We start from the raw sequence: 24511 nt of genomic DNA, 5'->3' as shown, positions 1-24511 counted from the left end.
TATTTTTATTGCCAAATTGGCCGCGCTTGCCAGTCGGCTGGAAAGCCCATGCGGTCAATGTCTATTTGGTGATGATTAATCAATTGGATGAGTCGTTGCTTCCAGTGATGTTCACCACTGATCACATCCATGAGGTAGCCCAACATCACCAAGGTGTTATAAATCTTTCGCAAACGCCGGTCGCTATCGGGCAAGTTTTGCAAGCTTTGGATCAGTGCCGGTTCGCCATGGCGTGGCAGTACCGTGGTTTTTATAAAGTCGCGGTTCCACAACCTAGAATGGTGGGTGCTTAAATTACGCACTAGTGATAAATGTTCACAGAATGAGGTCAGAGTTTTTTCATCTAGGCCGTAGCTTTTACTTATTACTTGGCGGTCGGCACGCAGCTTGATATTACTGTACCAACGGGAAAGTTGCCCCATGGTTAACAACTCAACACAGGCCCAAATAGGCGGTAGTGGCTCTTGGTATTTTTGAGTCAGGTGTTTAATAAACTCTTCACGACTGCGCTTTACCTCACCCGTGAGTTTGCCAAGGCTGCTGGCGTATTCTAATAAATCACCAAAAAGCTCTGGTTTTAAATGAGGGTGCGCCGTTTGGTATTTTTGGCTCAACTGATACGCAATTTGTGTGTGCAATGACACTTCAAAACGCTCTATGGCATCTAGCACCAACAAACGTAGTTCACGGTCGAACACATATAGGTTTAGGATTTGTTCAAACTGGGTGCCTGCGATAAACGCATGACTGGCGTGATCTTGCTCATAAGGCAAACAATAAGCCGCAAAACGATAGTAGTTCAGCTGTGCCAGGTAAAACTCAGCTTTAGGGCCATCACTAATCACTAGGCCACGCTGTTGCAACAAGCGTATTTGATCGCTAAAGCTTGTAGGGGGCTTGGTAAAAGCGACTTTAGGGACTGGTTTGCGGCTCATTTGACCTCCCATGCAACAGAAGATCGAATTTTACGGGACCCAGAAACGAGTACCCCCTCACAGGACGCTGATCTTACGGGTAGCGGTAGGGGTGTTGTTGCAGTGATTATAGCCCCAAACGGAAAAAAGTCAACGCTGGCGTTGAAATTGATTGTCATCATTGAACCGTCCACCCAATGGTAAATAGGGTCTCTTGGCTGGTTTTTTTATTCAGTTTGCCTTCTAAGCTTTCAATAAGCTGTTCGCGCTTTTCGTCCACTTCATCTTGTTTATCAAAAAGTTCGCGGCGGCTTTTATTGCGCTGACTTTCCAACTGGCGCTGCTGTTTTTGCAGGGCAAGTTTCTCTTCTAGCGTTGGGGCTATTTTGGCTTCGCGGCGTACTTGCTTGATTTGCTTATCAAGCTCTTTTATGGATTGTTCAAGCCCTTCTTTTAAATCGTCTGCCCAAGAATCTAACTTGTTTACTTCTTGCTCGAAGAAGCTGAGATTACGATCGTTAACTTGCTTTTCGATGCCTAGTCTCGACTGCTGTAACGCTTGCTGCAGCGCATTTTGATAGCCAGGATATAAGGCGGCAAGTTCTTGCTCACTGACTACACTTTGCACACAGGCACTAAGCTGCATCAGCTTTTGCACGACTTCACTTGGTAACGGGTGACCATGTTCATCTTGCGCTGCGAACAGTAAATGGTCTTCGCTACGCTCCAATGATTCAACACTAAATTTCTGTAGGCTTAGTACACCTGACGAACCCACTAAGGGTTCTAGCATACTGATTTTTGTTTGGTGGTTGCTGTAATCAAAAATTACGCTGGCAATAGGTAATTCACGTTGAAGCGCGTTGCTGATCACCCATTCACCCAGCGGGTGGGTGATACGATAAACATGGGCATTGGCTAGTTTGCCGGTTTCAATACTGCCGCTTTGCTGTCCTCGGCGTACAAGTTGGTAGCTACCTGTAGGAGCCTGATTGATGCTCTGATTAAGCGTAAAACTATGGTTGCTTGGGTCAATGTCTGCGATAGCTGCAAGCTCATGCGTACTGAGTTGCCAAAACCAACGGCCTACTTTATCGAGGCGTTGCTGCGCGGCATCAAGCTGAATTTTCAGTAAGTCGTGAATATCTTCATCGAAATTTTCCAGCAGCAGTTGCTGGGTCTCGCGCATTTTTTGGTTAATGTCGGCTTCTAGCTCTTTTTGCAATTGATCAAAAGCTGCTTCTATTTCCGCCAGTTGCCGACAAGTCTCGTATATATTTTGGATGCGTTTTTCAAAATCAATACCAGATTCGATACTGCCTAGCACATCGTCCGATGCACCAAACACGCCATCGAACAGATGGAATTTTTCTGTTAGTAGCTCTAAAACACGCTGATCGGCTTTGTTGGCTTCGTTGAGGAAGTTGATCACCACAACATCAAATTGCTGCCCATAGCGGTGACAACGGCCAATACGTTGTTCTACCCGTTGTGGGTTCCATGGTAAGTCATAGTTAATCAGTAACGAACAGAACTGTAAGTTAACCCCTTCTGCAGCCGCTTCGGTTGCGATCATAACTTCGGCATGATGGCGGAAGTAATCAATTAGGGCGGTACGGCGGTCAATTTGCGGTGAACCACTAACCTTATCACTACCTTGGTTTTCAGCTAACCACTGCTGATAAACTTTGGTTGCTTCTGGATGGTTATTGCTGCCACTAAAAGTGACTAATTTATCAGCAAAGCCATTCGCCTCGAGGAAACGAGCTAAGTATTCTTGCGTGCGCTTCGATTCGGTAAAAATAATGACTTTACGCGGCGCACCCATCTCCTCCATTTTGGCAAACCCTTGATTAAGCGCCGTTAGCAAGGCTTGGGTTTTACTGTCGGTGGTAATGGATTTAGCCTGCTCGATATAATGCTCAAGCTCGGCTATTTCAGCATTGAGTAACTCAAAGTCAATATCACTCTCAGGGGTATTGCTTTGTGTTTCTTCTACAAACTCGCTGTACTCTTCTCCTAAATCATCACTCTCAACAAGCTCACTGATAATATCGAGGTCCGATTTAGCCTGTACTTTCAAGTCAACCAATCGGCGCTTTATAGTTTCGAGTGTGTTGAGCACTGCGTGCGAACTAGATGCTAATAGCTTTCTCAGTATAAGGCCGGTTAAATGACGTTGGCTCTTGGGTAGTGCATAGCTCTCGTCCTTTTCCAATAAGGCACTAATACTTTCGTAAAGTGCCATCTCAGCATTAGAGGGTGTAAACGGTACGGTGAGTGTTTGACGTTGGGTATAGCGGACGTATTCGAGTACATCTTTGCGCAAGGTACGCTGAATAAACCCGGTAAGTCGTTTCTTTAAATGCCCTAGCGCACTTTCGTTATTGACAAAGTGTTGTTTGAAGCTTCGCTCATCGCCGAAGATTTGATCGTCGATAATGGTTGAAAGTCCATACAATTCCATGAGCGAGTTTTGTAAGGGTGTTGCAGTAAGTAATAGCTTTTTACTGCCATCTAATGCGCGGCGTAGCGTTTGACCCATTTTACTGCTGCTACGATGTGCATTACGTAGCTTGTGCGCTTCGTCGATGACGACAATATCCCATGGCTCTAGCATTAGCTGCGTTTCCATTCTCGCAGCATAGTGATAGGACATAATAGAAACGCAGTGATTAGCTAGCGGGTTAGTTTGACCATTGTTAACACTAATGCGCCACGTTTTTGCATCAAGCACTTGCGTTGGTAAATTAAACTTATCGCCCAATTCCTGCGCCCACTGGCGTCGCAATGACGCCGGGCAGATGATCAATATGCGGCGTTTACGCTCTGCCCAATACTGTGACAGTACTAAGCCTGCTTCAATAGTTTTCCCTAAGCCCACTTCATCAGCGAGTACAACACCTTTGCTTAACGGGTTGTTGAGCGCAAAAAGTGCCGCATGAATTTGGTGCGGATTGAGATCAACACTGGCATCAAAAAGAGATTGAGACAATTTATCAACGCCATTTTCAGCGTGGCGAATGGTTAATTCCTGCGCAAAGTATTTTGCTTGATAATCAGTTATTACCATCCAACCCCCCTTTTCCTTGAGCTGCTTGCGTACTGATCCATTCTTCAAGATCGGATTGTTTAAAGCGCCAAGCATTGCCAACTTTAAAAGCAGGAATTTTATGTGCCGCTGCTAGACGGTAAACAGTTCTCTCATTTACCTTCAAATACTCAGCTACTTCTTTAATTGTCAGAACGGTATCAGTCATTTTCACTCGGCCACTTTGAAAAGTGCGTCAATTATCTAATGCGAGTGTCAAAATATTACAAATAAGTACATGAATCAATCTTATTCGGCACTTGCCGGAGCTCCTTGGCTTTAATCCTCATCAATTTTAGGTACACAACCAGTACACTAACGGTATTGTCCGCCTTAGCCTTTAAACCTAGCCAAGCTCTTTGGTTGACTGGCGGTTCACTACAAGGCGACAAGCCAATACAGGATCGCCTTTTTAGTCATCCAAGATGCTGCCTTTAACACAATACATGCGTGGGCGGGTGTTGTCGGGTAGGCTGACTTTGCGCTGTGGTCGGTTGCCATCGGGGACAAGGTAGCCTGCGGCCATCAGTGCTTTGGCGGCGCGATCTGGGCTTAGGCCTTCGGTGGCTTCGCGCCAGCCGGTTGGGTAAAACAGGTAAAGGGTTTGTAGGCCTGTAGAGTCAAGCCAATCGGCGCGTTGGAGTACTTGGCTGCTGCAACCGGTTTGTTTGGGCGTAAAGCGGCTTTCGCCATGTTGCTCAATAAAACTGCGTACTTGGCGAATGGCTTGTTGGTCTTCATTGGCGGCCACACCACCGCGGGCGAGTATCCATTGGTTAAGCAGGCTTAAACAAGCGGCTTCGACACTTTGAGCTGGCCAATCGAGTACTTTGGCTTGAATGGCTAACAGGCCTGCGCTGGTCAGTAAGGCAAACTTTTCGGCGACCCGGCGCACTTGGCCGTCAGCCTCGGTTGGTAAGCTGGTTAAAAATCGTTGGCTACAAACCACAGCCTAAATAACTGTTCGGAATAGTAGATCACTTTGAGGGAACTCAGCCCGAATTGTGCGATCTGATCAATCGCTGAATATCCCAAATCACCAACCGGACTGAGCGATGCCGATCATAGCACCAATTCCCCGTGACGAACGACGCCTGATGCAGAAAGCTATCCATAAAACGCGTGATAAAAATTATGCCCGCAGACTGACCGCCATGCTGATGTTGCACCGGGGCGAGCGCGTCAGTCATGTGGCCAGAACACTCTGCTGTGCACGCTCATCGATTGGTCGCTGGATTAACTGGTTCACTCTGTCTGGTGCTGAAGGCCTGAAGTCATTACCGTCAGGACGTGGCAGGCGCTGGCCGTTCGAACATATTTGCGCATTGCTGCGTGAGCTTGTGAAGCATTCTCCCGGCGATTTCGGTTATCAGCGTTCCCGCTGGAGTACCGAACTGCTGGCGATAAAAATCCGTGATGTCACCGGTTGTCCGCTACATGCCTCAACCATCCGGAGATGGTTACCTGCAGCCGGGCTGGTATGGCGCAGAGCAGCGCCGACACTGCGTATCCGTGACCCACACAAAGAAGAAAAAATGGTCGCTATCCATGAAGCACTGGCGAAATGCAGTGCGGAAAATCCCGTGTTTTACGAAGATGAAGTGGATATTCATCTCAACCCGAAAATCGGTGCTGACTGGCAGTTACGCGGGCAGCAAAAACGTGTTGTCACACCGGGCCAGAATGAAAAGTACTATCTTGCCGGTGCGCTGCACAGCGGTACGGGAAAAGTCAGCTACGTAGGTGGAAACAGTAAAGGTTCATGTTTATTTATCAGACTGTTAAAACATCTTAAGGCGACATACCGGCGGGCAAAAACGATTACGCTCATTGTCGATAACTACATTATGGCTTTGTTGAATAAATCAGATTTCGGGTAAGTCTCCCCCGTAGCGGGTTGTGTTTTCAGGCAATACGCACGCTTTCAGGCATACCTGCTTTCGTCATTTTGTTCAGCGCTCGTACCAGGGCCATAGCCTCCTCAACCTGACCATCGTAGTCACGCAGCGTCAGTGAACCCCCGAACAGCTGTTTTACCCGGTACATCGCCGTTTCCGCTATCGAGCGACGGTTATAATCTGTTGTCCATTTCCACCGCGCATTACTCCCGGTCAGCCGCTGATTCGCAACAGCACGGTTACGGTCTGCATATTCACCGGGCCAGTAACCCGCGCCTTTTCGGGGCGGGATAAGCGCGCTGATTTTCTTACGCCGCAGTTCATCGTGACAGAGCCGGGTGTCGTAAGCGCCGTCTGCCGATGCTGCCCTGATTTTTCTGTGAGTCTGCCGGATAAGACCCGGGAAGGCTTCTGAGTCCGTTACGTTGTTCAGCGACAGGTCTGCACAGATGATTTCATGTGTTTTGCTGTCAACTGCCAGATGCAACTTTCGCCGGATACGACGGCGTTCTTTGCCGTGTTTTTTGACTTTCCATTCGCCTTCACCAAAGACCTTCAGCCCGGTGGAATCAATCACCAGATGCGCGATTTCACCCCGGGTGAACGTTTTGAAACTGACATTAACCGACTTTGCGCGCTTACTGACACTGGTGTAATCCGGGCAGCGCAACGGAACATTCATCAGTGTAAAAATGGAATCAATAAAACCCTGTGCAGCCCTCAGGGTCAGCCTGAACACGCGTTTAATGACCAGAACGGTGGTGATAGCGAGATCAGAATAGCGCTGAGGTCTTCACCGTGATGAAGGCGTTGCCGACTCATACCAGGCCTGAATAGCTTCATCGTCCAGCCAGAAAGTTATGGAGCCACGATTGATGGGGGCTTTGTTGTAGGTGGGCCAGTTGGTGATTCTGAACTTTTGCTTTGCCACGGAACGGTCTGCGTTGTCGGGAAGATGCGTGATCTGATCCTTCAACTCAGCAAAAGTTCGATTTATTCAACAAAGCCCAGGTACACCTCAAACCCAGCAACAGATTGATTTATAAAATAAAAACACTGTACCAAGATAGATTATTGATTTACTGGATGATTTTAAGTGCTATGCCATACCATGAAAGCGGTTTTATAATAATAGGAGTCCGAATTTGGCATTAAATAGCTTCACGGCAATACGGCATGCCGCACGCATGACCTGATTCTACTTATTTACTTCCATTAAAAATGGGGGGCCATTTCAAGGAAAGTACTATGGTAATTAAGACAGTCACTCCAAGCGATGTTTACCAAAACATATCTCTGGAGGTAGATCACATACTGCAAAACCTAGCGCAGACCACCAGCGATCCATCGCTACAACAAGCTAACGATAATGCTTGCCAACAGCTAGATGGTTTTCGTCAGAAGCTTAACAAAAATATAGAAAGCCTTCAAAAAAATGCTGAATGGGATACTTTTACGATTGCCTTTTACGGCGAAACAAACGCGGGTAAATCGACGGTCATCGAAACTCTGCGCATCTTGCTTAATGAAAAAAGTAAGCTTTCACGCCAGCAGGCATTCCGCGCTTTTCAACAAACACATAAGCTTACTGACAGCGATATCGAAATCTTGCAGCGCAATTTGCTCGAGAATGAAAAACGTGCCTCTGAGCTAGAGAAAGCCATTGAGGCGATCAATTTGGAATATATCGATCGCGAACAAGCTTTCCAGAACAAAATTGATGCTATCACTGCACTCATCGCAGCACAGCGCAAACAGTTTTCTCTCTGGCGTAAGTTCATCCATCTATGGGTGAAAACGAACGAGCAAAAAGAGAAAGAGGCCCAGCTGGCCCTTAAGCAGTCCTTGGAGCACGAAAAAAGTGAAGCTTTGGAATTTCTTCAGGCAAAAAAAAGGGAGTGCGATTCTCACTCCGCCTCCTTGCGACAGTTACAATCTGTGCAAAAGAGCAAGCTGGAGGAATTATCTCGGCTGGCCGATGGAGAAATTATCGGTACCGGCGTGTCAGATTTCACGATGGACACTGCCCTGTATCCTTTCGAAGTAGGAACGCAACGCTTCGCTCTCTTGGACGTGCCGGGCATCGAAGGCAAAGAGAGCAAGGTTTTGGCGCAGGTTCAGCAGGCAGTTGAAAAGGCTCATGCAGTGTTCTACGTCACCAGTAAACCTACTGCGCCGCAAAAAGGGGATGAAAATACGCCCGGAACGCTGGAGAAGATCAAAGACCATCTGAATGCACAAACTGAAGTCTGGACGCTTTTCAACAAACGTATAACTAATGTGGTTCAGTTGAATCGGCCAAGTCTTGTCAGTGATGATGAGCATCTCAGCCTCGACGATCTGAACAAAAAAATGAGCCAGCAGCTGGGTGAGAATTACCGGAATACTTTCTCAGTCAGCGCATTGCCCGCTTTTCTAAGCGTGGCGGAGCATCTGGTACCAAGTTCAGATAACGCCAAAAGACGAAGCAAATTATTAGAAAAATTCGATCCCGAAGATGTGCTGGAAAAAACCGGTTTTAAAGGCTTCTTAGCATTGCTGACCGAACAGCTAGTGTCTGACAGCAAAGCTAAGATCACCCGTTCCAACTTCAATAAAGCGCGAACTACCGTAGAAAATATCATCTCCGAGCTGTCATATCTGCAAAAAGAGAGCTATGGCAGGCTTGCTAAGCAGCTACAAAACGATACAGCCAATGCCCATCATTTACTGGATATCGCACTGGAGTCATTAAGAAACCGTCTAATTAGTCAGGGCGAAAATGCGGTGGATGAATTCCGCAGCCGCGCTCGAAAACAGATATACAGTGAAATCGACGATGATATCAGTAACGATCGTTTCAAAGATAGACTGGAAACGTCGATTAAACAACAGCATGAGGTGTTGGAAAGAACTCTGCCTGATATTTTCAAAAATGAGCTGGATACGTTCAAAGATGAAATTGAATACACCGTGCAACGCTTTCAGAAATATGCGCAGGATATTCTAGCTACATATGCGAAAATTCAGAAGCAGAAATTTGACAACGATTTTGAAGTAAAGATCGATATCGATAACGGACTGAAACTAACCAGCCTTGTAGCTACTGTGGTAGGAAGTGCACTAATGTTCTGGAATCCGGCGGGATGGTTGATCTTAGCACCTGCCTTAGCAGGCATGGTATTCGCTGCGTACAAAGCAGTGCGTAGTTTCTTTAGTTCCTCATACAAAATCGCGCAGCAAAAGCAATCTGCCGATGACAATCTCAATAAGATTGCCCGCAATATGAAGTCTAGGATTGAAGAAGGCATTGATAGCGTCTTTCCGGAGCTGGAAGAGAAAATAGAGCAACTTAAGCTCATGCTAGAAGAACCAACCCGTCAAGCATCGCAAATTAACAAGATCCTGATTAATGCAATCACTAATTTACGCAGTCTGTCACACAGACTTGCCTTCTCAGGAGAGCAATAATGGAAAAAACGCTGAATATCTTTAAAGCGCAGCAAGCGAAGAATCTCGAAATCCTCAATAACCTAAGCGCGTTTTTACAACAGGGTGAGACCTTTGGTATTCAAATGGAACCACATCTGCTGCAGAAATTAGCGATCGCGAAAGAGAACGCTGCAAACGGCAAACTGCACATTGCGTTGATAGGCGGCTTTTCGGAAGGGAAAACATCCATTGCAGCGGCATGGATGGAGAAACTGGATAAGGCGAGCATGAACATCAGCCACCAGGAATCCTCTAATGAGGTCAAAGTTTACGATGTCGGATCTGATTTCGTCCTAATCGACACTCCAGGGCTGTTCGGTTTTAAAGAGCAGTTTGATGAAAGCACACAGTCGATGGAAAAATATAAAGACATGACCAAAAAGTATGTCAGCGAAGCACATTTGATACTGTATGTCATGAACTCAACCAACCCCATTAAAGAGAGTCATAAGCAGGATCTTGAGTGGCTGTTCCGCACTCTAAATCTACTGGATCGCACAGTGTTCGTTCTTAGCCGCTTTGATGAAGTAGCCGATGTAGAAGACGAAGACGATTATCAGTCGAATGCGCGGGTGAAGTGCCAAAACGTCGCCTCGCGTCTGCAGGATCTTATTGCTCTGACACCAAAAGAGCGCGATACACTAAGTATCGTCGCTGTTGCAGCCAACCCGTTCGATATGGGTACGGACTACTGGCTGCAAAATCCGGAAAAATTCCGCGCGTTGTCTCATATTAGTACTCTGCAAACTGCAACCAGCGAAAAGATTGTACTCAGCGGCGGCCTACAGGCGTTGGAAGAAGAGACTAGAAAGAGCGTTATTCGAGACATACTAACACGCAAACTCCCGGTCGCCATCAAGCAGGATGAGCGCATCCGTGAGGAGGTCGCTGATCTGGCGACAATCCATCAACGCATGCGTAAAGAGATGAGCGCGATGCAGTCTAAAATGATAGATATCCGTGCGTCGTTACGCAAATTTGTCACCGATTACTTCGCCGATCTGATTATCCAAGCCGAAGGGCTGAGTATGGAAACCTACGCGGCATTTTTTGAACGCGAAGTTGGTGATAAAGGCATAGTGTTGTCGACGCACCTGCAAAACGAATTCGATCGCCGACTTCAATCTGTATCGCAGGCGCTCGATAAAATGCAGACTAGCTATAACTCTGAAATCAGCCACTACAATGGCACTCTTACAGCGATGGGCAAACAAGGACTGGAATATGTGGTGAACAGCAAAATAATTAACAATACCACGGTGATCGCCACGCGCGATGGTGTGGTGTCGCTGGCTAAAATGGTTGGACTGGATCTGGGAAAAATGCTGAAATTTAAGCCTTGGGGCGCAGTAAATCTAGCTAAAGGATTAAATGGACTACTTTCCTTTGCCGGACTCGCTTTAGAAGCTTGGGACTCCTTTGAACAGGCAAAACGCGAAAAAGAGTTTGCCAAAAACATTCAAAAAATGGTGACTAACTTTAGCTCTCAGCGTGAAGAGTTGATCAACCTGCTGAACTCAGATGACTACGAAGAGCGCTTCTTCTCTGGATATGTAGTGATGAAGGAAGAATTAGAAGGGCTTGAGCAAACACTGCACCGTAGTCAAGAGCGGCAAGCCCAGTTCGCAAAATGGCGTGAGCAAGCCGAGGCTATAGACGCCGAATTTACCCGGGTATACGCCTGATTACTCCCTTCGCTGGTCTTTTTTCCTTAACTAAAGACGATGCTCAGCCTCCTGCTGAACATCGTCTTTCATCAGAATCTAATCGCCTTGCCAGGTCAACGTTACTAAGTTCTTCAGCCAGATTGAGCAGACCGGTTTTGTGTTTGATAATGGGATTGGTAGTATGAATCATAAGAGTCACCTCGTGTTTTGTATAAGGATTCGACACCCATATCAAAACCGGTAACTCTCAACCTTTCAAGGCGATGTGTCAGATCAAGTCGCGACTAATACAGTGTAAGACCTTCAGGTAGCATAACATTCTCCAACACCCCAGCAATGGCACACTTCAACCAAATAGTCGGACCTGTCCGCTGCTCTGGCTGATAATCATCAAGTTCGAGCAGCTCTGGAATAAATTATTTAATCAGTGGTATGGCACTTTTCCAATGGCAGGCTTCGTCTGTCCCTAGCACCGCTGCCGAGAGCTCCCTGTACCGCAGGATTAAAATGTACTACCTCGTAGCTGCTCTATCAATTTATCAATTACTTGCATTCGTTATCTCCCGACGACACTCGGTAAACTAAACAGAATTAGTGCATTATCTACCATCGCGGTTGTTCTTTGCTCAATTTGCACTATAGACCAAGTATCAGTAATAGCCAGCTCCTGATTTAGATACAAACCATTGTTGTAGCCTACAGGACGTTTATCCCGGGTTGTACGATCACGTTTTTCCAAAAAACACTTATTTCCTAAAGAACTGTTGTATCCGGAGATAGTCAAGTTACCAAGTTTATGCACATGGCTTTGACGATATTGCTCCGCCAACGTTTTATCGCCATCTGCTATCATATCTACCCAAGAATTAGGGATATTTAATCCTTGTGGGAAAACATGCTCAATGGTCCACACATATTGCTTGCCTTCCACTGCCCATAGGTCTACTTGATTCTCCTTAGTCATCATGCTTTCTTCAAGAGCACACAGGATAAAACGGCAGACCCAGCTATTGTCTTCGTATAGATTTCCACTAAGCGCTTGGCGGAAATGCTCATCAGAGGTACTGACAGACCCTAGAGTATTAGCAATCGCGCTGACAACCTGCTCACCGCGGCAGCTTTGCAGAATTTCAGTTAACTCCATAAATATGCGGTTTAAATCCCGAGTAGCAGGCACATCAGTAGTGTTCCTACGGACAAAGAAGTTGATCAGCAAAGTGACCACTTTTTCAATATGCTCAATGCTCAATGCTAAGTTCTGTCGTCTAGCAAACAACATTAGCAATAAGAGATAAGAAGGAGTTCCTTGAATTCTATCCAGACTTTTAAGCAGTTTTGTTAGTTTAGGTTCATCCGAAACTTCGCAATTACCTACAATCTGCGCATACCAGTCAGAATGACTGCGCATAGCTTGTAGGAATTGTTGCGGGTCATGAGCAATCAATTTTTCGAAAATTTGAATAAGATTAGATTTAGTCGCTACTGGTACATTGACAATATCTTTTAACTCAGGCTTGAACGCATTGTAGTACTGACGGAAGAAACGCTCTTGCACCCCATAATCATCCCCCAAAGCTTCCATCACTTTGGTCCAGCTTATAAAAGACTTATTAATACTGCCTGGCTCAATCTGTTCGATCTTCGCCAGTAGCTTGTTTTTCATTAAATCAATCGCGGTAAGAGGCACGCCGCGATTGTTAAGTGATTCAAATAGAGTATAAGCATCTGAATGACTTGCCACCTCTATTTTTACCAGAGTAGATGCATTGACTTTATCGAGTAGCGCATTTAGTGCCTGCAATGGGGTTTCGCTTTCACTGACATACTGTTTAATACGTGTTAAAAAATGTCGATAGGCACGAAATATCCGACGATTACCTGCATTGGAAACCGACTCAGCTTCTTTAAGAATGCCTGCCTCTTTCAACACCGCCAAGTAATCCTGCTGGTTGGCATTTTGCACCTGAGGTACCAATCTGGGCTGGTCCGCATGCTTTTTCAGCACCAATTTATGCTTCAGGTTATACAGCTCTATCTGCTGATCCATCTCAAGTTCAATACCTAACTGGTTGTAACTTGCATAAATGGCGGCTAACAATAATGACAATGTGGTCATTCGCTGTTGACCATCCACTAACTCTAACTGCTGCAGAGCCAGAGTATCTGTACTTTGGTTGATACAGATAATCGATCCCAAGTAGTAATTAAGGTCATTTTCTAACAAATCTTCAAACAAAGCATCCCATTGCCATTTACCCCAAGTGTACTCCCGTTGATAGCGGGGGATGGCATACACCACCCCGGCTTCAATATCCAACAAGGTTGACACCGGATAGTTGAATACTGATTTAATCATCTGTAATTTTCCTTATTTTCATGTTTGTCTCTGGCAGTTTGTTTATCTGCAAGACTGATATGGTGGTAAATGATACGCGCTCCCTCCTTTTCACCATACTGCAGGCTCAGGTAATACTAAGGGAGCGATTCAACATCGTTGCCGATCAATATCATATCTAGCATGACTCATTAATCCGTTCTGTAACCATCAGTTCACATGGTTCTCTAGACACTATTTCCGGTACTGGAAATAAACCCTTGTGATGACAAGTATCCGTCTTCTACCATGCAGCAGTAAGCTACCAGCGGATTATCCCCTTTGGCTGCGTTAAAATCAGTGCAAATTATCAGTTCTGAAAGCGGCGTAGGCTCGCCGTGTAGCGTATAGTGACCAATCACCACCGGGATCTCAGATGATAAAGGAGAGTAAGTCTTATCAAGTGGCAGATCCGGAATCAGCGACTCAGCGTCAGGCGGCACCTGGGCCAGTTGACGATAGGTTGTCGCCTGCGGTAGCCACCAGCGAACCCGGATATTTTTGCGGGGCTGACCGGTTTTATCGGGAAACATAATGCCTTCGGGCAGAGCCAGTTCGGGGCCTTTTAACAACGTTTCTGTCATGTTGTACAGCGGCGAGTTTTTCTCAAATGCCTCCTCCCAATAAGCCTCTGCGATGGCATGGTTGGCTTTCAGATAGGGCTGAATAGCATGGATAACCGCCTCATCCCAGCAGGCATGTACCGCTCTGATGGCACCGAAGTCAGCATACAGCGGCAGGCTCTGGAACCACGTAATCCATTTCTGGTGCAGAGCAGAGTCTTCTGTCACCGCATCAAGAAAAGCCTGATGCTGTTTGCGGTTATTTTCCGTATGCGGCCGCAGCGGCTGCCCGGTTTTCTGATGACGCAGGGCCCAGCCGACAGCATTAAACTCATGGTTGCCCATCAGACAAAGGGCTTTTTTGCTATCAACCAGAGATTTCACGGTTTCCAGCGTGTTTAACTGGCTCTCAGTGATGCCTCTTTTATTGTCAATCAGGTCGCCAACAAAGACATAAAACCAGTCCGCTGACTCGGCCTGCAGAATAGCTAGCAGAGCCTGCAGTTTGGCATACTGACCATGGATATCACCGAAAAAGGCATAGCGGGTCATGATAACTCCTTGCCTGCAAAGTGCCCTAGGCGTTGCAGTAATGCATCGATTGTTCCATCCGACGCGCACTGTCTGACAATGCCGTCGAAAAAGCGATCGTTGCGTACAATTGTAGTGATAAGGGAGATGCAGTCTGCCAGAGGAGCACTGGCAATATTCTGCGGGTTCTCGCCGTATCGCTGATTGGCAAACACCTGTAACCACTCTGACCAGTCAAAGATTACGGTAAGCTTATGAAATAAATCGGAGGTCATTGAAAAACTGTATTCAGGATCTGGTCTGCATTCATCAATAAAATTCCGAATTACCCGTGGAGAGGGACGATTAATCAGCAGCCGCGCACGGCTATCCAGCACGCTGCGCCAGGCCACGGTGTTACACCACTCCCGGGGTATCGCATCATATCCATAGAAGGCTCCGGCTAACTGGCCGTAAATAGCGGCCACCGTATCGGCATCATCGCCCAGATTGGCTGCCAGCAAAGCGCCTTCGGCAAAACTGCCGCTGTGCCAGAAGCACCATAGTGCCGCCTCCAGAGAGTCGATAACAAAGCCTGAGCTGCTAATCTCATCGCGTTTTTTGATGCGATAGCTGCCCTGAATTACCGCCAGGGTATCCGCATGCATCTCCCCCAGCCAGGGTAAAAGCGCTGTGTGCTCAGAGGAGAGCAGGTCTGCTTTTGCAGGCAAATCCGGGGCTGAAAGCAGGGTATGGATCAGAAAGGTCATATACCGGCAGGTATCAATGCAGCGTTGTTCGCCATGAGTAGTCAGGCTGCTCTCTGTCGCCAGCGACATGGCGATACTGAGTGGCTTTTTGTGGGTAAAAAGCGCCACCGGGGCGACACGCATCAGGCTGCCGTTTCCGGCACTGTATTCGCTGGTGCTTCCCGCAAGCGCATTGCCTGTTTGCTCAAAAAGCCTTAATGCCTGAGCCACGGTCGATCCGATATCAAAGCAGGTACCCGTACAGGACTGATATCCACTGTCCCGCCAGGCAAGATAGCGCTGCATCTGGTCTTTGGGGTCACTGCTATTGGCATCAATCAGACTGTCGGCCAGGCAGAGTGCCATAGCGGTATCGTCCGTCCACTCTCCGGGACGCAGTTTAAACGGTCCGCCTCCCATCATGCTTTTAATGACTGGCTCAGCGGGCCTGGACTGAAACTCCAGCGTGGTCCCCAGCGCGTCGCCCACGGCCAGACCAAAGAGTGCGCCTTTTGCACGGTTAATTACATTTTCTTTTTTCATGCGCCTGTTCTTCCTTAAAGCGCCAGCCTGATATCTTAAAGTATACAAAAAACTTCCTTAAGAAAGGCAATAAATCTGGCTCATAAAGAAGGCGCTAAGAAAGTGAGAGGTGAGAAAAGAAGGACGGAATGAGTCAGCGTGGTTAGTGTAATAGCCCCCGTTTTGTAATAGCCCCCATTTAAACCGGACACTTCACCAGTAAGACATAGGCATAGAGCTATGTTTAAGGAGTGTCCAGTGCAAAGAATCGAAGTGATCACTGGCGAGCAAAAGCGCCGCCGTTATACTCCCGAAGAGAAAGCCCGTTTTGTCGCGCTCGCCATGCAGTCCGGCTACACCGTCTCACTCGTTGCCCGGCAATATGGCATCACTCCCAGTCTTCTTTTTAAGTGGAAACGACTCATGAACGAGGGTGGCAAGTCTGCGATCGCCGCAGGCGACGAGGTGGTCAGTGTCTCCGGGCTCAAAGCGCTGGAGAAAAAAGTGAAACAGCTTGAACAGATGCTGGGACGCAAAACGATGGAAGTCGAAATCCTTCGCGACGCGCTTGAGATAGCCCAGGCAAAAAAGTTGATATCGCGCATGCCATTGCTGCCACCGGACGATATCCCCTCATCCGAATAGCAGAAGTGCTCTGTGTATCGCGTTCGAATCTGTATGACCGGTTGCTGGAGAAACGCCAGCACCGGTCAGCCCGCTACAGCAAAGACGATGTGGATTGGCCCCTATATTTCCAGACACTTTTTATCGCTTAACCCATTACTGGTTCGCCGCCGCAGATATTCCCGTGGCGAACGATATCCCAGTGCACTGTGCGGATGCCATTCGTTGTAATGTTCGAAGGCCTCCGCAAGGTTCTTTACCGCTGTTAACCCGTCAGGTTTTGGCATGATGCTGATGTAGTCGCGCTTCATCGTTTTCACGAAGCTCTCCGCCATTCCGTTGCTTTCTGGACTACGTACCGCCGTATGTTTTGGCTCCAGTCCTACCATTCTGGCGAACTGACGCGTCTGATGAGAACGGTAGGCTGAACCGTTGTCTGTCAGCCACTCAACGGGGGATGTCGGCAGCCTGTTACCGAAGCGACGCTCTACTGCACCCAGCATGACGTCCTGCACGGTTTCACTGTCATATCCACCGGTACTTGCCGCTCAGTGAAGTGCCTCGCGATCGCAACAGTCCAGCGCGAACGTGACCAGCAGTTTTTCACCGTTATCACAGCTGAACCCGAAGCCGTCGGAGCACCACCGCTGGTTACTTTCTCCAACGGCCACTTTCCCTCTATGCGCCCGCTTCGAGGGCGGTATTGCCGGTTTACGCTCAAGCAGCAGCGCATTCTGACGCATGATGCGGTATACGCGTTTGGCATTGATCACCGCCATGTCGTCAGTTTCTGATTGTCTGCGCAGCAGTGCCCATACACGACGATAACCATAGGTGGGCAGATCGTCGATAACGGTATGGATACGAGCCAGCGCTTCAGTATCATCAGGCTTGCGCTTGCACCGACGATCCTGCCAGCCCTTCGACCGACGGGCCATGGCATGCAGTTGCGCACGTGAGACCCGGAGGTAACGACTGACAAGGCTTATTCGCCATCCTCCGGCAACAAGGGCACGTGCGCTATCCACTTTTTTTGTCGGTCATATTCAACGGCTTCTTTCAGCAGCTCGTTTTCCATGGTTTTTTTGCCCAGCAGGCGCTGTAACTCTTTAATTTGCTTCATTGCAGATGCCAGCTCCGACGCGGGTACAACCTGTTCACCAGCGGCAACCGCAGTGAGACTGCCTTCCTTGTATCTTGAAGACTGATTAAAATTAATACGATTAGATTTGGCAAAACGTATGCAGCCCGATGCCTTCCAGGGTTCAAGCCCGTATATCAGCGACTGGCGCATACGCTGAGCCACTCATCTGAAACCCGAACAGTTGTCCGTATTCCATAACGTATTTGCAAGGAGGGGTAAAAATGAGTCAGCCAAATCCACTTTGTGTGGGCATCGATGTTTCCAAAGCCACACTGGACATCGCTGCCAGCAGTGATGTTGCTCAGTTTACAGTCAGCAATGACTCTGATGGCTTTAACGCGATTATTACCGGACTGAGACGGCACTCCGTTGCTCTGGTTCTGATGGAGGCCACTGGTGGGCTGGAAGTTGCGGTGGCCTGTTCGCTTCAGGCCGAAGGTTTTGAGGTTGCCGTGGTCAATCCCAGGCAGGCCCGTGACTTCGCCCGTGCAATGGGATATCTTGCGAAGACCGACCGAATTGATGCCAGAGTCCTCACGCAGATGGCTGAGGTTATTAATCGTCACCCTGAGCGGAAACGCTTTATCAGGGCACTGCCGGATGCTGAACGTCAGGCCCTTGCTGCGATGGTGGTTCGCAGACGCCAGTTGATTGCGATGTTGGTGGCTGAGCGTAACCGACTGCATCCATTCCATCCGCAGAACAAGAAAAGCATTAATACCATCATTAAAGCGCTGGAAGATGAGCTTGTCAGGCTCGAGAAAGAAATGGACAGTCACATCCGTAACCACTTTAAAGAGATTGCTGAGCGCCTGAGCAGTATCAAAGGTGTAGGCACCATGACCGTTTCCGCGATGTTGGCGGAGATTCCGGAACTGGGAACGCTCTCCCGGCGCGAAATCAGTGCGCTTATAGGTGTTGCTCCTGTCAACCGGGACTCAGGGACTATGCGTGGCCGGCGAACCATTTTTGGCGGCAGGGCTGGCGTAAGATCAGCACTGTACATGGCTGCGCTTGTGGCAACCCGCTTTAATCCGGTGATAAAAACGTTTTATGTGCGCCTGCTTGCAGCCGGAAAGGCCAAAAAAGTGGCGCTGGTAGCCTGTATGCGTAAGCTGCTTACCATCCTGAACGCAATGCTCAGAAAGAACGAAGAATGGGATGAGTCGTACCACCACGTTGCTCCATAATTTTTACCTTCAAGACAGTTGCTGAGTAAGCGTTAAGTGAGCGCCGTATTGACGGTTATTTATCGGTAAGAACCACGTTCCATGGCAGCAGTTCGGCCACTTTGTTGCTGAGCCACTCCGGCAGTACGCTCAGGATATGGCGAAGGTAGGCTTCCGGATCGATACCATTCAGCCTGCACGTCCCGATCAGTCCGTACAGCAGGGCTCCGCGCTCACCACCGTGGTCGCTGCCGAAGAAGATAAAATTCTTTTTCCCAAGACAGACGGCACGAAGGGCTCGTTCGGCAGCGTTGTTATCAGGCTCTGCCAGGCCATCTTCACAGTAGTAGCACAGCGCATCCCACTGGTTCAGGACATAAGCGAACGCTTCGCCCAGACGGGACTTTTTCGACAGCGTCTCATTTTTTTCTACCAGCCATTCATGCAGCGATGCCAGCAGTGGTTTGCTTTGCGATTGTCTGGCTGCCAGACGCTCTTCTGTCGTGAGGCCGCGTATTTCTTCTTCTATCGCGTACAGCTCACCGATACGTTTCAGGGCTTCTTCCGCTGTCGCTGTGTGAGTGCTTATATAGACATCATGGATTTTTCGGCGGGCATGGGCCCAACATGCGGCTTCTGTCAGCGGCCCTCCTTCACGTTCCGGACTGAACAACCGATCGTAGCCTGCGAAGGCATCCGCCTGCAGCACACCATGATAGTGGCGAAGGTGTTGCTGAGGATGTTTTCCCTGCCGGTCTGGCGAGAAGGCGAACCATGCCGCTGGCGGATCTGATGAACCTGCGCTTCTGTCGTCACGTACATACGTCCAGATACGCCCGGTTTTCGTCTTCTTTCTGCCCGGTGCAAGCACCGGAACCGGAGTGTCATCCGTATGCAGTTTGTGGCAGTCCATCACGTAGTGGTAAAGGGCCTCATCCAGCGGGGCCATTAACCGGCAACAGGCATCCACCCAGTTGGAGAGCATAGCCCGGCTCAGATCCACGCCCTGACGGGCAAAGATTTCGCACTGGCGATACAGCGGCAGGTGTTCGCAGTATTTGGCCGTTAACACGCGGGCCAGCAGACCCGGCCCGGCGATACCCCGATCGATGGGACGTGATGGCGCAGGTGCTTCAACGATACAGTCACATCGGGTGCAGGCCTTTTTCACCCTGACCGTGCGGATCACTTTCAGGGCGCTGGAGACCAGTTCCAGCTGCTCCACGCTGACTTCGCTGAGGTACGCCATACCGCTGCCGCATTCCGGACAGCTGGTTTCCGCAGGATCCAGCCGATGTATCTCGCGGGGAAGGTGTGCCGGTAACGGGCGACGATGGCGGGACTGACGCAACTGGCGAGGTACCTGCGGATCGTCTTCCCGTCCGTTGTAGCGATCGCTTTGCTGCTCCTGCTGTTTCAGCAGGGCTTCGGCTTCTTCAACCTGTCGGCGAAGTTTTTCGGAGCGGGTACCGAACAACATTCGACGCAGTTTTTCTATCTGTGCCCGCAGATGCTCTATCTCGCGCTCTTCGTTCTCTATTTTCTCTTCTGCGCGGGCCAGTGCAGAACGCAGGAACGACTCAGTCTCTGCAACGAGACTGAGCTGACTGTCTTTCTGGCGAAGCGCGTCTTCCAGCGCAGCGATACGGGCGAGATAGTCGTGATTCATAACCGCTTTTATAATGCGGTTATATTTTTTTTACAACATTGTCAGTGAGTTAAGGCGGGATATTTTTGGCTGGCGCCAGTCCAGCTTATCAAGGAGCATGGCAAGTTGTGAGCGGGTGATCGCGATTTTGCCGTCGCGTACAGCAGGCCAGACGAACTGTCCCTCTTCCAGGCGTTTGATAAACAGGCACAGACCATCAGCATCAGCCCAGAGTATTTTCACGGTATCGCCACGGCGTCCCCGGAAGATAAACAGATGGCCGGAGAAGGGATCCTCATCCAGAACGTGGTGTATCTGTTCGCCCAGCCCGTTGAAGGATTTACGCATATCCGTGGCCCCGGCGACCAGCCAGATGCGGGTGCCTGACGGGAGGGATATCATTGTGTCCTCCCGGTCAGTTCGCGGATCAGCACAGTCAGCAACTCTGACGACGGGTTCTCCAGCGTCATTTTGCCGTGGCGGAACTCAACATGACAGGAAGTGGCGCTGGCGTGAGCGGAGGAGAACGTACACAGAGTGTCATTCTCTGCTGCGGGCAACGGGTCGTTGATAACGTCGACGGACAACAGAGTCGGAGAAGCCGGAAGAGATTGAGGTACCACCGGCCCCACGATAGTTGCAGGCATTCGACGAGAGATTCGCCCCTCTCTCTGCCAGAGGCGTAGCCACTTAAAAATGAGATTATTATCAACGCCATGTTCCCGCGCCAGTTGTGCGACGTTGGCATCTGGTCGTGAAGCCAGTTCGACCATCCGAAGTTTGAAGTCACTGGAATAGACGGTACGCGATTCAGTTCGCCAGTTGGCAGCATTTTCCATAAACAGAGCTCCTTCTAAATTAGACGGAGCTCTAAGCTAGCGATCCCGGGACTGGAATCACAGGCGGCAGTGACTTGACGCTTACCCTCAATCGTGCGCTGAAGGAACAGAACTGGCGGGTTAACCCCAAACGTATTTACCGGATCATGCAGGCGAATAACCTTTTACTGGCAAAATCTGGCCATAAAAAGCCAGAGCGCTGTCATACCGGCAACGTCGTGACACTTAAGCCGGATACGCGCTGGTGCTCAGATGGCTTCGAAATCCGCTGCTGGAATCGGGAAGTCGTGCGGGTGGTGTTCAGCCTTGACTGCTGTGATCGTGAAGCCATCAGTTGGTCGGCCACAACAGGCGGTATAAACAGCGTTATGGTGCAGGATCTGCTGACAGATAGTGTAGAAAAGCGCTTTGGAAATACGTTTTACCTGCCACACGCCGTTGAGTAGCTGACCGATAACGGCAGTTGCTACATAGCGGACGCCACAAGGACGTTCGCTGTCTCACTGGGGTTCATCGTGTGTACGACGCCGGTGCGCAGTCCGGAGAGCAATGGGATGGCTGAATCATTCGTGGCGATTCACGTTCTAACGCGACTACGTATATGTGAATGATCTGCCGGATGCCATGACGGTAATGGAAAAACTGACGGAATGGATGGAAGACTATAATAACTGGCATCCCCATAAAGGGCTGAAAATGCAGTCACCGAGAGAATACAGAAGTTCGCTGCTAGCTATAAATTAACCGTGTCCGTTTTATCGGGGGCAACTCCAGTCAGAGCTATCAGGCGGTACGAGAATCTTCAATCCGCGCCTGCATCCAGGTTTCCACCTCACTGCGTAACCAGCGTGAACTGCGGCCCAGTTTAATGGGTTTGGGAAACTCACCGTCCTGTATGAGTTTGTAGAACCACTTATCAGTGAGACCCGTGAACTGTGTCAGAAACTTCATATCAACAAGCTGGTCGTTCAACAGGCTGGTGGCGGGAGTTGTTTGTGTCGTCATTGTCTTGTCTCCTGAGTGTGAAAAGGAGAAGGCGACTGGGGTGGGAAATGTGTTGTGTCAGTCGTCCTTCAGACAATAACGGGCTGCTGTATTTTTTTATCCCGCCTTATAGTCAGCATCCGGTTCGGCCAGTCGCAGCAAAGGACCGACTGCGAGAGGTTCAGTGTGCGCGTTATTCATAACGGAGCCTGAATAACCATGAACGTCAATCACCTGACTCGTTGGTATGCTGTAAATACCCTCCCTGCATTTCGGACAACATCTCCTGACCGGCCACTCTGGACTGGTATAAAACCGATGACACCAGACGCAATACCATTCTGTGACAGGTTTGAGCGGATTAATCCCCTTGAACTGTGCAGCCAGTTCCACCTGCCTCTTCAGATAGCTGATCGTTGCCTGTACCTCCGGACAGTCCCGATATTCATCAGTAACGGGATGAGCAAAGAACACGTATTGCTTACGTCGGCTGGGATACACCTGCAGGTGGCAGTATCGGCAGTAAAAGGAAACTGGTTGTGCTGGCTGCCAGCGGGCCTGTTCTCTCACCGCATTGGTCAGGCGGCCATCAGGTAATTCAGCGATACCCATTTCCAGTTCTTCAAGGTGATAAGTACTCATTGTTTCTCTCCGGTGTCAGATGTGATCACCGGATTGATGACGGCTGTAATTTTTTACGCCCGTGAGCAGGACATGGCACTGGCTACTACCATACGTCTGAGGATGGGCGGATTAATCTGCGTCAGGAGGTTGACCCGAATAATAGCCGCCCCATTGTTATCGCCTGTGTAGTGGGAACCGACCATGCTACGGTCTGCAGTCACTGCAAGCTGATGGCGGAAGAGAAGTGATGGGTATCAATAACGCGCTCAGCGCCACTCTGCCCGTTTTATTCGGGCAGGGGATAAACGAGTAAGGCATTACTTGGATAAACGCCTGCAGGGACCGCAGAGATCGTCATACAGCCCCTGACTGGCATTGTGTTCAAAGGTAAGCATGATTTAGCGACGACGAGCCCGGGGACGTCCGGTCGGTTTCTCACTGATATCAGGCAGGCGGGAGATATGGTAAATCGGCTCAAAAGGTTTCTGCTCTGTTTTGGCTAAATAGTTCACCACGTAGCGCATGGCTTTACGGCCCGTATTATCATCAAAGTGTACCGGACGGCGTATAGCGTATCGATAATCGCTTTTATCAGGACAGTGATAGACATACCCTTCTGCGTCAGTCACGGCTCTCCACAGGGTTTCTGTGACATCCTGAAAGCCCCATTTTTTACAATGCTGCTGACCATTCACGTAAATGGCGGCATGTCCATGTAATCCCCTGTCCAGACTCTCTTCGAGTACCCAGGCATAACCAATAACGCCGGGATAGTCTGACAGACGTAACATTAAATGGCTCACGTCATCTGTAAACTGATGTTCGTCTCCATAATCAAATCGGTCAGTATTCTCAGACCAGTGAAGGTCCACTCTTATCATCAGGATTTTCGAGTAACGCTTAAACAGGTCTGACTGATGACGATGTAATACTCTCTGTAATTCAGGGATGAAGGTTAAGCTCATGATAGTGACTCCGTTGGATTAATTCATGGTGATGACTCAACGGATAAGAGCGATATGTAATTTATTCTCAGAGCTGGCCGATGACTTACAGAGAGACAGGCCTGGGGTGTGAAAGGATCACGGATAGTTAATTTGCTTACGGATAACACGCCCCCGGGTGTTGTTTTTATTCATACCCGAGGGTGGCGGGTGAGTGAGGTGATGGGAGGGGTGTGAGGTTATTTTTGATGGGGAGGTGAGAAAGTTGACTGGATGCTTCTTTAAGATTATATCAATAACCTAAAGGTTTCATTTTTATCATTCTAATCGACGTAACAAACGCTAAAATCATTCCGATAAAATCAAATCCTGAATGTGATTATTTCGAATCCATCGACAGAGACGGCTTCAATAACTGCCATCCAGTCCTGCCAAAATCGCAAAAGCCTCTTGCCGTCTGACATTATCGTAATCTTTCACTCATCCCTTCTTCTTATCATGGTTATGAGATGTTTTAAATTAATCGCTGCTATTTTTTATCATTAAAAACATCTGGCTTCAAACATCATTCTGCCGCCATGTTTTATATATAAATACAGGATTTCATATAAAAACAGAAAGCAAAAATGCCCTCAATCCTCTTGGATGTAGCATTGAAGAGATTACCGTACAGAGCGATAAGGCGCGATTAGCAGCGGTTTTTATTAATTTTAATTACGTGATCACTATCAAAAAACCACTATAAAAACACTTAAAAATCACCTCAAGACAGCTAA

The 24511-nt window shown here is 48.6% G+C and carries 16 protein-coding genes and 5 pseudogenes; 6 read left to right on the top strand and 15 right to left on the bottom strand.

Annotated elements, in window-relative coordinates; genetic code table 11:
• Positions 1–5: 5 nt before the first annotated feature.
• The 4 genes from ACR809_RS22490 to ACR809_RS22475 all read right to left on the bottom strand — a co-directional run bounded on the left by ACR809_RS22490 (position 6) and on the right by ACR809_RS22475 (position 4900).
• The gene (locus ACR809_RS22490; RefSeq protein WP_094314883.1) at positions 6–935 is read right to left on the bottom strand and encodes an Abi family protein; all 930 of its coding nucleotides are present in this window, start codon (positions 933–935) and stop codon (positions 6–8) included.
• 157 nt (positions 936–1092) lie between these two features.
• Positions 1093–3987, bottom strand: coding sequence for an SNF2-related protein (locus tag ACR809_RS22485; protein ID WP_122051585.1), 2895 nt, complete (start codon positions 3985–3987; stop codon positions 1093–1095).
• Positions 3974–4174: a methylation-associated defense system helix-turn-helix domain-containing protein MAD1 gene (gene mads1, locus ACR809_RS22480; protein ID WP_035015591.1), complete on the bottom strand. Its 201-nt coding sequence runs from the start codon at positions 4172–4174 to the stop codon at positions 3974–3976. The genes ACR809_RS22485 and mads1 overlap by 14 nt, the downstream gene beginning before the upstream one ends.
• Positions 4175–4417: 243 nt before the next feature.
• A complete protein-coding gene (locus ACR809_RS22475; RefSeq protein ID WP_228200878.1) occupies positions 4418–4900 on the bottom strand; it encodes a hypothetical protein in 483 nt (160 codons plus the stop codon).
• A 160-nt stretch (positions 4901–5060) separates the two neighbouring features.
• Between ACR809_RS22475 and ACR809_RS22470 the strand changes: the two are divergent.
• Positions 5061–5855 (top strand): annotated as a pseudogene (locus ACR809_RS22470) (IS630-like element ISSpu2 family transposase); the annotation flags it as partial.
• A 55-nt stretch (positions 5856–5910) separates the two neighbouring features.
• Here the strand turns inward: ACR809_RS22470 and ACR809_RS22465 are convergent.
• Positions 5911–6879 (bottom strand): annotated as a pseudogene (locus ACR809_RS22465) (IS5 family transposase).
• Positions 6880–7151: 272 nt separating this feature from the next.
• Here ACR809_RS22465 and ACR809_RS22460 point away from each other — a divergent pair.
• Complete coding sequence (locus ACR809_RS22460) at positions 7152–9353, top strand: hypothetical protein (protein ID WP_049193204.1); 2202 nt, start codon at positions 7152–7154, stop codon at positions 9351–9353.
• Positions 9353–11059 carry a LeoA/HP0731 family dynamin-like GTPase gene (locus ACR809_RS22455; RefSeq protein ID WP_021314762.1) on the top strand — a complete coding sequence of 569 codons (1707 nt, stop codon included), beginning with the start codon at positions 9353–9355 and terminating at the stop codon, positions 11057–11059. The genes ACR809_RS22460 and ACR809_RS22455 overlap by 1 nt, the downstream gene beginning before the upstream one ends.
• 538 nt (positions 11060–11597) lie before the next feature.
• Here ACR809_RS22455 and ACR809_RS22450 read toward each other — a convergent pair.
• The 3 genes from ACR809_RS22450 to ACR809_RS22440 form a co-directional block, all read right to left on the bottom strand.
• Positions 11598–13397, bottom strand: coding sequence for a DUF262 domain-containing protein (locus ACR809_RS22450; protein WP_021314761.1), 1800 nt, complete (start codon positions 13395–13397; stop codon positions 11598–11600).
• A gap of 206 nt (positions 13398–13603) precedes the next feature.
• Complete coding sequence (locus ACR809_RS22445) at positions 13604–14530, bottom strand: metallophosphoesterase (protein WP_122051584.1); 927 nt, start codon at positions 14528–14530, stop codon at positions 13604–13606.
• Entirely contained in the window at positions 14527–15780 is a 1254-nt protein-coding gene (locus ACR809_RS22440; protein ID WP_021314759.1) for an ADP-ribosylglycohydrolase family protein, read from the bottom strand. Before ACR809_RS22440 ends, ACR809_RS22445 begins: the two co-directional genes overlap by 4 nt.
• Positions 15781–16017: 237 nt before the next feature.
• Here ACR809_RS22440 and ACR809_RS22435 point away from each other — a divergent pair.
• Positions 16018–16514 (top strand): annotated as a pseudogene (locus ACR809_RS22435) (transposase); the annotation flags it as partial.
• Here the strand turns inward: ACR809_RS22435 and ACR809_RS22430 are convergent.
• Positions 16506–17581 (bottom strand): annotated as a pseudogene (locus ACR809_RS22430) (IS3 family transposase); the annotation flags it as partial. The pseudogenes ACR809_RS22435 and ACR809_RS22430 sit on opposite strands and share 9 nt — an antisense overlap.
• Before the next feature lie 167 nt (positions 17582–17748).
• Between ACR809_RS22430 and ACR809_RS22425 the strand changes: the two are divergent.
• Positions 17749–18717, top strand: a complete 969-nt coding sequence (locus ACR809_RS22425) for an IS110 family transposase (protein ID WP_004213807.1) — start codon at positions 17749–17751, stop codon at positions 18715–18717.
• A gap of 55 nt (positions 18718–18772) precedes the next feature.
• Here the strand turns inward: ACR809_RS22425 and ACR809_RS22420 are convergent, their stop codons facing one another.
• Genes ACR809_RS22420 through ACR809_RS22410 form a run of 3 tightly spaced genes read right to left on the bottom strand, consistent with a single transcriptional unit; the run spans position 18773 to position 21183 of the window.
• Complete coding sequence (locus ACR809_RS22420) at positions 18773–20365, bottom strand: IS66-like element ISKox1 family transposase (protein ID WP_122051583.1); 1593 nt, start codon at positions 20363–20365, stop codon at positions 18773–18775.
• 30 nt (positions 20366–20395) lie between these two features.
• Positions 20396–20746, bottom strand: coding sequence for an IS66 family insertion sequence element accessory protein TnpB (tnpB, locus tag ACR809_RS22415; protein ID WP_004189161.1), 351 nt, complete (start codon positions 20744–20746; stop codon positions 20396–20398).
• Positions 20743–21183, bottom strand: a complete 441-nt coding sequence (locus tag ACR809_RS22410) for a transposase (protein ID WP_004189163.1) — start codon at positions 21181–21183, stop codon at positions 20743–20745. The genes tnpB and ACR809_RS22410 overlap by 4 nt, the downstream gene beginning before the upstream one ends.
• Before the next feature lie 86 nt (positions 21184–21269).
• On the opposite strand from ACR809_RS22410, the pseudogene ACR809_RS22405 reads away from it, so the two are divergent.
• Positions 21270–21927, top strand: a pseudogene (locus ACR809_RS22405) (DDE-type integrase/transposase/recombinase); the annotation flags it as partial.
• 39 nt (positions 21928–21966) lie between these two features.
• On the opposite strand, the gene ACR809_RS22400 reads toward ACR809_RS22405, so the two are convergent.
• From ACR809_RS22400 to ACR809_RS22390, 3 genes are all read right to left on the bottom strand, one after another.
• Positions 21967–22188, bottom strand: a complete 222-nt coding sequence (locus ACR809_RS22400; RefSeq protein WP_122051582.1) for a helix-turn-helix transcriptional regulator — start codon at positions 22186–22188, stop codon at positions 21967–21969.
• Between the two features lie 96 nt (positions 22189–22284).
• On the bottom strand, positions 22285–22809 hold the full coding sequence (locus tag ACR809_RS22395) for a putative zinc ribbon protein (RefSeq protein ID WP_064161306.1): 525 nt from the start codon (positions 22807–22809) through the stop codon (positions 22285–22287).
• Between the two features lie 380 nt (positions 22810–23189).
• A complete protein-coding gene (locus ACR809_RS22390; protein WP_021312427.1) occupies positions 23190–23756 on the bottom strand; it encodes a YagK/YfjJ domain-containing protein in 567 nt (188 codons plus the stop codon).
• Positions 23757–24511 lie beyond the last annotated feature (755 nt).

Origin of the sequence: Klebsiella sp. CD33, assembly GCF_051992865.1 — a bacterium.
In the GTDB taxonomy this organism is placed as follows: Bacteria; Pseudomonadota; Gammaproteobacteria; order Enterobacterales; family Enterobacteriaceae; genus Klebsiella; species Klebsiella pneumoniae.
Note: the sequence above shows the minus strand (reverse complement) of the source record. Positions and strands in the feature narration are given on the sequence as shown.